At 37.4% G+C, this 13,000-nt stretch carries 13 protein-coding genes and 1 other RNA gene; 13 read left to right on the forward strand and 1 reads right to left on the reverse strand.

Annotated elements, in window-relative coordinates; all coding sequences use genetic code 11:
* Positions 1–281 precede the first annotated feature (281 nt).
* The 4 genes from mtnK to Ga0466249_RS01745 all read left to right on the forward strand — a co-directional run bounded on the left by mtnK (position 282) and on the right by Ga0466249_RS01745 (position 4,659).
* On the forward strand, positions 282–1,487 hold the full coding sequence (gene mtnK / locus Ga0466249_RS01730) for an S-methyl-5-thioribose kinase (protein WP_215827708.1): 1,206 nt from the start codon (positions 282–284) through the stop codon (positions 1,485–1,487).
* A gap of 21 nt (positions 1,488–1,508) precedes the next feature.
* The gene (gene mtnA / locus Ga0466249_RS01735; RefSeq protein WP_215827709.1) at positions 1,509–2,558 is read left to right on the forward strand and encodes an S-methyl-5-thioribose-1-phosphate isomerase; all 1,050 of its coding nucleotides are present in this window, start codon (positions 1,509–1,511) and stop codon (positions 2,556–2,558) included.
* A gap of 92 nt (positions 2,559–2,650) precedes the next feature.
* Positions 2,651–3,991 carry a PTS galactitol transporter subunit IIC gene (locus Ga0466249_RS01740; protein WP_215827710.1) on the forward strand — a complete coding sequence of 447 codons (1,341 nt, stop codon included), beginning with the start codon at positions 2,651–2,653 and terminating at the stop codon, positions 3,989–3,991.
* A 14-nt stretch (positions 3,992–4,005) separates the two neighbouring features.
* On the forward strand, positions 4,006–4,659 hold the full coding sequence (locus Ga0466249_RS01745; RefSeq protein ID WP_215827711.1) for a class II aldolase/adducin family protein: 654 nt from the start codon (positions 4,006–4,008) through the stop codon (positions 4,657–4,659).
* A gap of 230 nt (positions 4,660–4,889) precedes the next feature.
* On the opposite strand, the gene Ga0466249_RS01750 is transcribed toward Ga0466249_RS01745, so the two are convergent.
* Complete coding sequence (locus tag Ga0466249_RS01750; protein WP_215827712.1) at positions 4,890–5,204, reverse strand: helix-turn-helix domain-containing protein; 315 nt, start codon at positions 5,202–5,204, stop codon at positions 4,890–4,892.
* 127 nt (positions 5,205–5,331) lie between these two features.
* Here Ga0466249_RS01750 and Ga0466249_RS01755 point away from each other — a divergent pair, with 127 nt between their 5' ends.
* From Ga0466249_RS01755 to Ga0466249_RS27680, 9 genes are all read left to right on the forward strand, one after another.
* The gene (locus tag Ga0466249_RS01755) at positions 5,332–5,547 is read left to right on the forward strand and encodes a helix-turn-helix domain-containing protein (protein ID WP_215827713.1); all 216 of its coding nucleotides are present in this window, start codon (positions 5,332–5,334) and stop codon (positions 5,545–5,547) included.
* Between the two features lie 224 nt (positions 5,548–5,771).
* On the forward strand, positions 5,772–6,884 hold the full coding sequence (ald, locus tag Ga0466249_RS01760) for an alanine dehydrogenase (RefSeq protein WP_215827714.1): 1,113 nt from the start codon (positions 5,772–5,774) through the stop codon (positions 6,882–6,884).
* Between the two features lie 124 nt (positions 6,885–7,008).
* Entirely contained in the window at positions 7,009–8,334 is a 1,326-nt protein-coding gene (locus Ga0466249_RS01765) for an APC family permease (RefSeq protein ID WP_215827715.1), read from the forward strand.
* Positions 8,335–8,474: 140 nt separating this feature from the next.
* Positions 8,475–9,515: a hypothetical protein gene (locus tag Ga0466249_RS01770; protein WP_215827716.1), complete on the forward strand. Its 1,041-nt coding sequence runs from the start codon at positions 8,475–8,477 to the stop codon at positions 9,513–9,515.
* A gap of 126 nt (positions 9,516–9,641) precedes the next feature.
* On the forward strand, positions 9,642–10,112 hold the full coding sequence (gene smpB, locus Ga0466249_RS01775; protein WP_215827717.1) for an SsrA-binding protein SmpB: 471 nt from the start codon (positions 9,642–9,644) through the stop codon (positions 10,110–10,112).
* Positions 10,113–10,211: 99 nt separating this feature from the next.
* Positions 10,212–10,558, forward strand: a transfer-messenger RNA (tmRNA) gene (ssrA, locus tag Ga0466249_RS01780).
* A gap of 302 nt (positions 10,559–10,860) precedes the next feature.
* Positions 10,861–11,328 carry a hypothetical protein gene (locus Ga0466249_RS01785; protein ID WP_215827718.1) on the forward strand — a complete coding sequence of 156 codons (468 nt, stop codon included), beginning with the start codon at positions 10,861–10,863 and terminating at the stop codon, positions 11,326–11,328.
* A gap of 22 nt (positions 11,329–11,350) precedes the next feature.
* Positions 11,351–11,962 carry a TIR domain-containing protein gene (locus tag Ga0466249_RS01790; protein ID WP_215827719.1) on the forward strand — a complete coding sequence of 204 codons (612 nt, stop codon included), beginning with the start codon at positions 11,351–11,353 and terminating at the stop codon, positions 11,960–11,962.
* Between the two features lie 351 nt (positions 11,963–12,313).
* The gene (locus Ga0466249_RS27680; RefSeq protein WP_215827989.1) at positions 12,314–12,700 is read left to right on the forward strand and encodes a transposase; all 387 of its coding nucleotides are present in this window, start codon (positions 12,314–12,316) and stop codon (positions 12,698–12,700) included.
* Positions 12,701–13,000: the final 300 nt, after the last annotated feature.

Here is a 13,000-nt window from a genome sequence, read left to right on the forward strand (position 1 = left end):
TTTAACATGAAATGTTAAAATAATAAACATTTCATAAAAGTCATTTCTTAAAAAAAAATGCCAAATGCAAATGAAAATAAAAATATTAACTGCATTTGCCAATTGATGCATAAAAAAATAATAGAATATTAAAAAACTGTTGATATTTTAAGAATATTGATGTAATATCTAATTAAATAATGTTAAAATATCACAAAATGTTATTTATAATGTTATTTAGTAACAAAAATAGAGTTATTAAATAACAAAATAACAATTATTAAAATGTGGAGGTGTTTTTTGTGAACGAGTATCAAGCCATGACGAGTGAAACAATTGGTGATTATGTAAAAAAAGTTGGCGTTTTTCCGAGCGATCATCAGTTGGCTGCAAAAGAAGTTGGTGACGGAAATTTAAATCTTGTTTTTAGAATAAGTGATCTGACAGATCATAAAACAGTGATTGTAAAACAAGCCCTTCCTTATTTGAAAGTAGCTGGTGAAGGCTGGAAACTTACGATTGACCGGAATAGAATTGAAGCGGAGACGATGCAATTACAAAATAAACTATGCTCTGGCTCTGTTCCGCGCGTATATCATCATAGTGATGATTATGCACTGACGATTATGGAAGATTTAGGCGAAATGGAGACATTAAGAAATGGGCTAATGTCTATGAAAAAATATCCTAAATTTCCAGGGCAGATTGGCCGGTTTTTTGCCAGAAACTTATTCTTATCATCAGATATGGGAATGGGTCCGATGGAGAAGAAAAAAATCGTATCCCGCTTTATTAGTCCGGAATTGTGTGATATTACGGAGAAACTTGTTCTAAATGATCCCTATGCCGATTCTGCATCTAATAATGTCAATCCTTATATAAAAACAGCTGTAGAACAAGTTTGGGGCAATCAACAGGTGCGTTTGGAAACAGCAAAATTAAAATCGATATTTATGACGAAAGCGGAAGCCTTGCTTCATGGTGATGTACATACGGGTTCTATCTTTATCGATGAAAACAAATGTGTTATATTTGACGCAGAATTTGCTTTTTATGGTCCTTATGGCTATGATATTGGCTTGTTATTGGCAAATTTTATATTAAATTATGTTTCTTGGGAAGGGCGAGCGGATAAAAATTTGTCAGACATTAAGAGTTATCGGGAATATTTATTAAAATCCATTGAAGAAATTTGGTGCGCATTTTCAGAAAATTTTCATGAACTTTGGCAGCATGAATCGAAAGATATCATAACGCAGATTCCCGGGTATGAAGAAAGTTATGTTCAAGAGTTGCTTCATGAAACGATCGGATTTTCTGCTTGTGAAGTGATGCGGAGAATCATTGGTATGGCTCATGTACCTGACTTGGATGCGATAGAAGATTTACAGGCAAGAGCCAAAGCTCAAAGATTAGGTTTAAAAATTGGACAAGCAATACTTTTGCAAAGAAATAATTTAAATTCCATTCAAGAATTTACCGATTTAATTAAACAATCTGCAAAATAATAGCAAAGGAGAAAAAATATTATGGCTGAGTTATTGGCAATCCAATGGAATGAGGAAAAAGATGAACTGATCTTGCTTGATCAAACCAAATTACCAAATGACATACAATATATTACTTATCATACGGCTGAAGATGTTTATCTTGCCATCAAAAACATGATTGTAAGAGGAGCTCCTGCGATTGGCGTTACTGCAGGCTATGGCTTATATTTTGGTGTGAAAAATGCTCCCAACGATACTTTTGAAAACTTTTATCAGGTTTTAAAAGCAAAATCGAATTATTTAAATTCCAGTCGGCCGACTGCCGTGAATCTTTCCTGGGCACTTACAAGAATGGAAAATCGGGCATTAGAGCTGAAAGAAAGACCTATTAGTGAAATCAAACAAGCTTTGCGTGCCGAGGCGAAAAAAATTCATGCTGAAGATATAGAAATATGTAAGACAATTGGTGAAGAACTCATTACCTTGCTGCAAGATGGAATGGGTATTTTAACTCATTGCAATGCCGGTCAGTTAGCCACTTCAAAGTATGGAACTGCAACAGCTCCCATGTATCTTGCAAAAGAAAAAGGGTGGCATCTGAAAGTTTATTCTGATGAAACAAGACCACGACTTCAAGGTTCTACTTTGACAGCTTTGGAATTACAGATGGCTGGCATTGATGTTACGACAATTACGGATAATATGGCAGCAGTTGTGATGTCACAGGGAAAAGTGAATGCCGTTATTGTAGGATGCGATAGAATAGCTGCCAATGGTGATACAGCCAACAAAATTGGTACTTTTGGTGTTTCAATTCTGGCTAAATACTTTCATATTCCTATGTATATTGCCGCGCCTACACCAAGCATTGATTTAGATACGCCAACAGGAGCGGATATTCCCATTGAAGAAAGAGCTCCCGAGGAAGTTACTTGTCGGTTTGGTGTCTGGACAGCTCCTAAGGATGTAAAGGTATATAATCCTTCTTTTGATGTAACTCCTCACAATAATATTACGGCCATTGTTACAGAAAAGGGAATTGTCTATGCTCCATTCGCAAAAAATTTAAAGCAGTTGTTCGCAAGATAGATTTAAGCATGAATTTTTAATGAACTCCCGCTAAAAAGTGGGAGTTCATTAAAATAGCTGGAATTGACATGTAAAGTTTAGGAGGCTATCACATGGATGCAGTAATTAGATATATATTAGACTTAGGTGCTGCGGTTTTTTTGCCTATCGTCATGATTATTATTGCTTTAATCGTGAAAATGAAACCTCAAAAAGCCATTATTTGTGGTATTACATTAGGAATTGCCTTTACAGGGATGAATGTCGTTTTGGGATTTATGTTTAATTCAATTAGTCCTGCAGCAGCTGCTTTTGTTAGAAGTACAGGAATAAATTTAACAACCATTGATGTCGGTTGGTCACCTGTTGCTGCTATTGCCTGGGCTTGGCCCTATGCCTTGATGGTATTTCCTATTCAAATCGCGATTAATGTTATTATGATTGCCTTGGGGTGGACAAACTGTTTAAATGTAGATATGTGGAATGTATGGGGGAAAATACTTACTGCGTTAATGGTAACCGCGTTAACGGATAGTGTGGCATTAGGACTTGTCGCTGCAGGTGTTGAAGTGGTATTTGAGCTTAAAAATGGTGATTTTATGCAAAAATCCATTCATAAGCTATCCAAGTTACCTGATGTAACTTGTGCGCATGTTATGAATTTGGAAGGTGTTATTTTAGCACCGATCAATAGAATGTTAGATTTCGTCCCTATACTTAACAAGATAAATGTGGATTCAAATAAACTTAAAGAAAAGATCGGGATATTTGGTGAAAATAGTGTCATGGGCTTTATTGTAGGTGGTGCTATAGCTGCTTTTGGCGGATATGACATGAAGGGAATACTGACCACGGCTGTTCAAGTGGCAACGGCTCTAGTATTATTTCCTTTGGTAGCCAATTTGTTTATGGATTCATTAGGACCTATTGCACAAGCAGCAGGCGATTTTATGAAAGAAAAATATAATGGCAGAGAATTTTTTATTGGTGTGGATTGGCCTATTCTTGCTGGAAGATCTGAACTTTGGGTTGCATCCATTTTGTTGATTCCATTTGAGTTATTGTTTGCTGTATTGCTTGCAAAAGTGGGAATAAGCAGTGTTCTTCCGTTGGCTTCAATTATTAATATTGGTTTTGTAGTATCCTCTTTAATTATCACAGGTGGCAATTTGGTAAGAATGCTTATCATGGGTATCATTACAACGCCAATTTATTTAATCGTATCTTCGCAATTTGCACCAATTTTCACTAAATATGCGCAAATTCAAAATACCTTGACGGTTCCAGATGGACAATTATTAACTTATTTTGGTATTGAAGGCCCTGAATTTCGCTGGGCAATTGCTCATGCGGCAAACATTATTCATGGTGATGTGATTGGACTGGGCCTTTTTAGTGCTTTTATCGCGCTTTTTGTATGGTATGGAAAATATATGAGGGAAAGAAACAATTAAAGGGGAAATATGTTATGTTAGAAGACTTGAAAAAAGAACTTACTTCGATTATAAAAAAAGCCGATATAGCCGGTTTATGTCAGCACAAATCAGGAAATATGAGTCTGAAAGACGAAAAAAGCGGTATGATTCTTGTTACTCCATCGGGTATTGCGCGAGAGGACTTAACTTATGAAGATATTTGTGTTGTTGATAAAGATGCAAAGATAATTGAAATGAAAGACAATGTGAAACCGAGTAGCGAACTTTTAATGCATCTTACTGCCTACAAGGCAAGACAAGATATCCAAGCTGTGGTACATACGCATTCACGGTTTGCCACTTCTTTTGCGGTTTTAAATAAGCCAATACCGCCGATTATTTATGAAGCCGTTTATTATGGCGGTGTTGTTCCTGTTGCTTCTTATGGACGACCGGGGACAAAAGAGCTTGCTGAAAGCATTATTGAGCCATTAAAACAAGCAGATGCCTGTCTCTTACAAAGTCACGGTGTGATGACGATTGGAAAAGATATTGAAGCAGCTTATCTTAAAGCAATTTATGTCGAAGAAGTTGCTGAAGTGTATTATCGGACCTTGATGTTAAATGGAGGAAAGGAGCCTCCTGTTTTAACACTGGATGAATTAAAAAAGTGGAAATATCCATTGGATCATATAAAACGCAACTAACGACAAAAAGCTGCATTTTCTGTAAAATCGTAGTTGTTCAAACAACGATCAGAAAAGAAGCAGCTTTTTTGTATCAGTCTACCATATATAAAAACAGGTTATCGGGTGATAACCTGTTTTTATATATGGTAATTGCTGAAACTATAGTGGAAATCGTCAATTGTTCTTAGCACTTTTCACTATGTTTGGGAATTTTTTTATTAGCGACGTTGTCTACATTCTAAAACCTGCTACTTTTCAGTAGTAGGCTTTTTTATGTCGTGTTTATAAAGAAGAAATTCTTTAAATAAAGCTAGTTCTTTCTTCGAATCAGCGGGAAGGTTATCTAGGTCATTATTGTCATGGGCATTGTCTTCTAAAAAGAAGTCTGATAAGGAGATTTCGAGGGCCTTACAAATTTTTTCTAGGGTGGTGATTGTAGGAGATTTTTTATTGGATTCTATGTCACTAAGTGCTGATTGGCTAATTTCAGCTAAATTATATAACTTGTATTGGCTAAGTCCTTTATTGTGTCTGATTCCTATAATTCTATTGCCAACATTCATATTATCCACCTTCTGTATATCGCTATAGCAATTATAGCATAGTTAAAACGAAGAAAATATATCGTTAAAAAGATTGACAATGCATCGCTAAAGAGATAGAATTAAAATTGGCGAGGGGGGTGATGACTTGGAAAACTTAGTCGCTTTTCGCAAGGCAAAGGGATGGTCTCAACAGAAATTATCCGAAAAATCAGGTGTTTCACAAACCTATATCTCAGAACTTGAAGCGGATAAGAAGCACCCGACCGTTTTTATTGTACAAAAATTGGCTTCTGCTTTAGATGTAACTCTTTCGGAACTGTTAAATGAAAAATCTCCATCGCCAAAACTTAGAGTTGGCTAGGGAGGTGATGCGTTATTTTCATTCGGACAAGTCTATTATATAACATAAAAAGTCAGAAAATTCATTTAAATAAAATAATTATGAGAAGGGAGGCTATTTTATTACGAAAACAGCGTTAATTTGGATACGAGCGAGTCCTGTTTAAAACATTGATCAACGAATATAACAATTAAATTTTTTCGGCACAAGTATAAAAATATTAGTTTGGCAGGGGAGGAATTTATATGATTATTGGAATTCCGAAAGAAATCAAAAGCCAGGAATATCGCGTGGCTGTTACGCCACTCGGTGTAAAAGAATTTAAAAAACATCATCATACGGTTCTCGTCGAAGCGGATGCGGGTATTGGGAGTAGCATTACGGATCAGGACTATCGGGCTGCTGGTGCAGAGATCGTGGATAAAACACAACTTTTTGAGCGAGCCGATATGATTTATAAGGTTAAGGAGATGTTCCCGGAAGAATTTAAGTATTTAAGAGCGGGATTGATTGTCTTTACTTACATCCATTCTAATGCGCATCGCGAGCAAACGGATGCGTTTTTAGAGAGTAGAGCGGTGGGGATTGCCTATGAAGATATTCAAGATGGTAAAGGCAATTTTCCCTTATTAAGACCCATGAGTGAAATTGCTGGTAAGGGAGGATTTTTAGCTGCTTGTCAATTCATTCAGAAAATTCATGGTGGCACTGGCATGATGCCGGCCCGGGTTTATGGTGTAACGACGCCGGAAATTATGGTGATCGGTGCTGGTTATGCGGGGATTGGGGCTGCTGAATTGGCGTCGGCTTTTGGCAATAAGGTTACTTTGTTGGATATTTCTTTTGACAAATTAGAACAAGCAAAAGCAATTTTACCACCGAATGTTGAGCTCTTATATTCCAATTCTTCCAATATTGCACAATACTTGACCCAATCGGATGTAGTGATTAACTGTGTATTATGGCCCAAGTGGAAAAAAGATCATTTAGTTACTCGCAATATGATCAGAACAATGAAACGCGGCGCACTTATCGTGGATGTTTCCTGTGACGACGGTGGTGCTATTGAGACGTGTCGCTCCACTTCTCATGATCATCCGGTTTATTTTGAAGAGGGAATTATGCATTATTGTGTGGATAATATTCCTTCCGCATTTTCACGAACTGCCACCTATGCCTTAACAGGTGCCACACTGCCTTATGCACTGGAAATTGCCGATAAAGGGTGCAAACAAGCATTGCTTGATAATCCGGCTTTAAGAAAGGGCCTTTCATTTTATTTGGGAGAGTTGACATTAGCGGAAACCGGGAAAAAACAAAATCGTTCTTATAAGAGTCCAGAAGAGGTTCTCAACTAAATTGCTAATAATCATAACGAATGGATAGTGTTTTTATCCCCTGATCACGTCTAAGATCTTTAACGATTCAATTTTGCAATGAATCTGGATGCGGTTGGGGGATTATTTTATGGGAGGGGTTTGCATGTCAGAACAAGGCTTAAAGCGAAACATTAAAATGTTTGAAGCGATGATTTTTGTTATTGGTTTTGTCATCGGGTCGGGTGTTTTTTTAAAACCTACCGTTGTGTTAAATAATATGGGTTCTTCTGCCGGAGCCTTATCGATCTGGATTATTGGCGGACTGATTACGCTCTGTGCCAGCTTAACCATTTGTGAAATTGCTGCTTACATTCCAAAGTTAGGCGGATTATATACCTATTTGTGTGAATTATACGGTGATGTTTATGGTTATTTGTATGGCTGGACAGAAGCTATTATTGCCAGTCCGGGTGGCAGTGCAGCCATGGCGATTGCAATTGCCACTTTTTCAACCTTTTTCGTGCCCATGAGTCCAGTGCAACAAAAGCTATTTGCCATTTTAATGGTTCTTGTCGTTGTTACTGCGCAAATTATTTCGACGAAATGTGGTGTCTATCTTCAGTCTTTGGCAACTGTAGGCAAGTTAATTCCTATCGGTGCCATTATTGTTTACGGATTGATGAATGGAACAGCACATGATGTTAGTTTTACACCTGTAGCAGCGACTGGTTCAGGAATTGGCGTGGCTTTACTGGGCGTTTTGTGGTCCTATGATGGCTGGATCAATACTTGTACATTAGGGGCGGAAGTGGAGAATTCACCGAAGAATTTGCCCCGGGCTATCATTGGTGGGTTGCTTTTTGTGATCGTTGTTTATATTGCATTTAATTTGGCGATATTTAACGTTGTACCAACCTCAGAGATGCTGGCGAGCAATAAAATTGGTGTCGATGTTAGTGTAAGACTCTTTGGAGCAGGCGGAACGGCTTTTATTACGGCAGGTATGATTGTTTCTATTTTTGGGGCGCTTAATGCTCAAATGACTTGTGGAACTCGTATTGCTTTGGCTATGGGACAAAACAGAGTTCTTCCAGCCGGGAAAATTTTGGGAACCATTCATCCAAAACTTAGAACGCCGATCCATGCTCTCCTTTTTCAGACCTTATTGTGTATCGGGTTTATATTAACTGGATCTTTTGATTCTTTAACAGACTTAACGATTTTTGCTATCTGGATTTTCTTTACGTTAGGGATTTACGGTATCTTCATTCTTAGAAAGAAAATGCCGCGTGATGAAAATTTATACAAGGTACCGCTATATCCGCTCACACCGATTCTCGGTATGTTGGGTGGCGTTTATCTGCTATATAGTACCGTCAAGGATTCATTCCAGGGGGCGATGCTGGGTATTGTTCTTACCTTAATTGGTTTGCCTGTTTACTATTATTGCAAGCATAAAAACAAAAAAGATTTGAATCGAGTTCTATAATACTGCTTTTATGATACACGTCTGAGCGATATTGTTTTGGCTGCTTTTTATAAAAAAGCGGCCATTCCCTTAATTTCAAATAGCTTGTGTGTGCAAAATGCCTTTAAGGATGATAAGAAAGTAAAATAGAGGAGGAACAGATGAGAAAAAAATTCATGATGAACTGCCTGATTAGCTCAATTCTTTTGGCAACCAGCACTGGTTTTGCGGCAGCTGATGCCAGTCAGGATTTACAAATCAGTGGCAGTATCTTGTTCCATTATCGTATTCAACGCGATGAACAATATCCACAGGGGGCGCCGGACATTACCCGAAATGGATTTAAAACGCTCTTTTTATTGAATATGGATCAAAAGTTGAATGAAAATTTCGCTCTCTATGCTCGTGCAACATATGAAGCTTTTAGCAGTCGCTATGGAAATTTCGGTACGGATAATTATGTTGATCGTAATTACCATGGAGCCATTGATGAATACGGGTTGAAATACAACCATGCCGGATATACTTATAAGCTGGGATTGCAGTCGTTAACACTGGGGGGCGGTCTTGTTTATGACAATGGTTATATTGGCAAGCATTCTTTGCCTTATGCGCTCACGATGGATGGTAAGGTTGGAAAGATAGATGTCAATGTGGTGGCTGCGCAGACGAATTATCAAGGAAGTTTGGAAAATGATAAATTTTATGCTGTTCAAGGAAGTTATGCAATGAAGGATAAGGCAAGCGTAGGCGCGATGATTGTACATGCTGATTATGGCAAGGATACGACGAATGCCTATATGGGGGGCAGAAGCAGTGTGAATTATTATAGTGTCTATGGTTCTTACCCTTTATCTGATAAGTTGACTATTTCAGCTGAATATTTACTGTCGAGTATGAAGAAAGATAATCAAGCGCATATTGCGCAACTAAGTTATTCAACAGATTCGAAGAATACTTTTGGGCTTGGTTATTATCGTGTGGAAGATCAAACGAGTATCAATGATTACAATGCTGGTTGTATGACAACGAGTCCGAATACGAACACCAAAGGCTACCTTGTTTCTTTCAAGCATAAATTTGATAAAAATGTTAGTTGGAGTGTGAGTGATTTTCACTATGATAAAATTAATTCTTCTAGTTCCAATGGTGCATCGACGAATAGGAATCGATTCGGGACGACTTTAGCCATAGCTTTTTAAATAGGGAGTTCAATCTTTTATTCGATGGCTCGAGAGAGGGGCCACAGCTTGGTTTCATGGACAGACTATTGACGTAAATGGAAATTTAGTATATGATAAAGGATACGCAAGAGTGAGGTGTGGGCTGTGCAAGTTAAAAGTGGAATTAAAGTTGTTGCTGAAAATCGCAAAGCAAGGCATGATTATTTTATTCATGAAAGCTATGAAGCGGGGATGGTGCTAACAGGGACGGAAGTGAAATCACTTCGTGCTGGCAAGGCGAATCTCAGAGATAGTTTTGCTCGAATTGAAAATGCCGAAATGATGTTGCATAATGTACATATTAGTCCCTATGATCAAGGCAATCGTTTTAATCAAGAACCACTTAGAACGCGCAAGCTCTTAATGCACAAAAAAGAGATTACGAAGTTACTTGGTCAGACACAAGGCAAAGGTTACACTCTTGTTCCACTTAAAATTTATTTTACTCGTGGCAGAGCTAAGGTCCAGATCGGATTGGCAACAGGTAAAAAGGATTATGATAAGCGTCAGGATATGGCCGAACGTGATTCCAAGCGGGAAATAGACCGTGCGCTGCGAGATCGGCAAAAGTCGTAACTAGTGAAGTAATAACTTGGAAATTGCGAATCATTCTTTGTTATGATATAATATAAAGAAGTTACGGTCTTCAATTGCAAACCATCAAGTCCCTATCATGGGGGCGCACTGGTTTCGACAGGGGTAGTTGTGGCATAGATAGCGAGCCGGGATTCCATCAGCCCGTCAACACGGTGGGAAACATTTAAACGCAAACGAAGATTACGCTTTAGCAGCTTAATGCTAACGTTCACTCTAGATTTTCCCGTGATCCGGGGATGGACGTCATATAGCGGGATACCTGAAGCTCAATTCTCGGAGAGCCGACTGGAAAACTTTATCGAGATAGCGACTAAGAAGCTTGTTTGTGGGCGTCAAGGTTGCGAAATTTAAATCACAAGCTGCGCTCGGAGAATTTTATGTAGCGATATCTTTGGACAGGGGTTCGATTCCCCTCGCCTCCACCATGTAAATCCGGATTTTTTTACAATAATAGGAAACGGCTATTTGTCTAGTAATGGACAGATAGCCGTTTTTGGTATTTAGGATTAGTCAAATAAGACTCCAAGGAGTAGCCTATAGATGGTGAAAATTTTTTTATTTGCTATTAGTATATAGTTGGTGCAATTTTTGGGTAGATATTCCTCAAATGTGATATAATTCAAGTAAATATAACGGATTAGTAAAAATGTGACTATATACTTTAAATAATAGAGTAGACTATTGGTGATAGTTAATAGTGCTCTTACTCGGGAAGAGGGGGTTAAGAATGACTGAAGAAATTAGAAGAGAAATATTAAATAAGGAAATTGACCTTATACAAGCTTGCATTACGAGAATGGCAAATAACTCATTTTTGGTAAAAGGATGGTTAATAACATTAATAGCGGTTGTACTCGCATTATTACCAAAGACTTTTAATATCAAAATACTTTGTATTGTTGGATTAGTTGCTTGTGGATGTTTTTGGTATTTAGATGGTTTTTTTTTGAAGATGGAAAAATTATATCGTTGGAAATATGAATGGGTTATTTGCAATAGATTAAAAAACGACTCATTCTGCTATGACTTGAATCCTTATAACACAGAAATGTGGATACATAACAGTAATGGTAATTGTAAAGTAGAACCTTCAGTTGTGAAAATTATGTTTACAAAAACATTATTTCCACTTTATCTTCCTATAATTTCAACAGTCTTATTTCTTTTAATTAATTCATTTGTTAATTTGTTTTAAATTATATAAGGAGGAGATAATTATGTCACATAAAACTTTTATATCTTATAAATACAGCGAAGCAAAAATATTGCGTGATAGAATTATCGAAGCATTAGGTGACAATGCTACTTATTATAAAGGGGAAACCAGCGACTCTCCAGACCTAACAGATACCTCAACTGAAAATATAAAAAAGAATTTAACTGATATGATGTACGATACATCAGTTACAATTGTAATTCTTTCTCCCAATATGAAAAAGAGTGAGTGGATTGATTGGGAAATGGAATACTGTCTTAAAAACATCACACGCAAGAATAGAACATCTCACACAAATGGTGTGGTTGGAGTCATTATGAAAGTTGATGGAGGATACGAGTGGCTTGTAAATCATCTTACAAACTGCCATGATAAATCGGTTATTAATTATAAAGACGATAAGTTGTATCCTATTATCCATAAAAATCATTTTAACTCAAAGCCACCCAAATGGCATTGCGAGGAGTGTCAGACTTATGAATGGTTAAATGGTTCATATATTGAGTATATTGAAGAAGACACGTTTTTGTCCAATCCGCAAAAATACATCAATAACGCTTATGAAAAGAGCGAAAATGATGCAAGTGGATATGACATTACCGAAAAAAGATGATTACTTTACTTCCGTGTATCCATATACGTTGTTTTTCATAGTTTTGGCGTTTAATTTAAAGGGAGCAGAGGGACGGCAGACCGTGTGAAAAACTTCTTTTATTTAGTTACATAAAACACCAAATATGATAAAATATAGATATGAATAAAGTAAGAAGCAGGTAGATGTATGGGCTATATAAAGGGTGAAGAACGTAATCAAACATATCTGTTCCCTGAAAGTTTTGACGACTAAATTCATGAAGATAATCTCGTTCGCATTATCGACGAGTATGTATAGAGATTTCTATGCTGATAGATTTCGCTATGATGCGCTCAGCCAGGTAAAGAGCTTTATTATGCTAGAAAACGAATCAGCAAAGATAGAGGAGTCTATGGGTATGATTACAGAAATTACGAGGCATGTAGTTCTTGCCAGTATAAAGAACGCTGCACTAGATGCCAAAAAGGGCGCAGTATCTGCCGCCATGTCGATCAGGATTTTTTAGATACTATTGATCTACAGACTGAAATAAACAAGGACAAATATCAGCTGAGACAAATGATTATAGAGCATGTCTTTGGCACAAAAAACGAGGCTGGGGTGCGTACTACTTTCTGGCCAGGCAGAAGCTATCGGGCAGAGGGGAGATTTCTTTGTCCTTTTTGGCTTATTAACCTTAAGCGAGCCATAAATATATTGGGACCGAAAGAAATCCTTAAACGACTACGGGAAAAACGAGAATCCGCCATGGCGTAAACAAGGGCTGGTTCTCGTTTTTTTATATTCTAGTATCACTCAGCGTTGGATAATTTCAATTCTGGTTTGGTATAAGTCATTTTACAGTGAAATATGGCGGCCTTTTTCACACGGTCTGCCGTCACCGTGTCTTCGTCCCCTCTGCATTCTGACACAAATGATTGATGAAATTCGTGAGAAAAATAATATTAAAGATTATGACTTTAGTTTAATTGCTTCGAAGCTAGATGGAACAAAATCGTGTTTCTAATTTGTTAGGCATGGCGCAATTGATGAGAAGGTTTTACTCGCGCGAACAGG

Origin of the sequence: Pelorhabdus rhamnosifermentans (assembly GCF_018835585.1) — a bacterium.
Classification (GTDB): domain Bacteria; phylum Bacillota; class Negativicutes; order UMGS1260; family UMGS1260; genus Pelorhabdus; species Pelorhabdus rhamnosifermentans.

Bases quoted from the DNA above. Each gene is read 5' to 3' on its own strand.
- Ga0466249_RS01765 (WP_215827715.1), top strand. From the start codon at position 7,009: ATGTCAGAACAAGGCTTAAAGCGAAACATTAAAATGTTTGAAGCGATG.
- ald (WP_215827714.1), top strand. From the start codon at position 5,772: ATGATTATTGGAATTCCGAAAGAAATCAAAAGCCAGGAATATCGCGTG.
- mtnA (WP_215827709.1), top strand. From the start codon at position 1,509: ATGGCTGAGTTATTGGCAATCCAATGGAATGAGGAAAAAGATGAACTG.
- Ga0466249_RS01785 (WP_215827718.1), top strand. From the start codon at position 10,861: ATGACTGAAGAAATTAGAAGAGAAATATTAAATAAGGAAATTGACCTT.
- Ga0466249_RS01770 (WP_215827716.1), top strand. From the start codon at position 8,475: ATGAGAAAAAAATTCATGATGAACTGCCTGATTAGCTCAATTCTTTTG.
- Ga0466249_RS01740 (WP_215827710.1), top strand. From the start codon at position 2,651: ATGGATGCAGTAATTAGATATATATTAGACTTAGGTGCTGCGGTTTTT.
- Ga0466249_RS01790 (WP_215827719.1), top strand. From the start codon at position 11,351: ATGTCACATAAAACTTTTATATCTTATAAATACAGCGAAGCAAAAATA.
- Ga0466249_RS01745 (WP_215827711.1), top strand. From the start codon at position 4,006: ATGTTAGAAGACTTGAAAAAAGAACTTACTTCGATTATAAAAAAAGCC.
- Ga0466249_RS01750 (WP_215827712.1), bottom strand. From the start codon at position 5,204: ATGAATGTTGGCAATAGAATTATAGGAATCAGACACAATAAAGGACTT.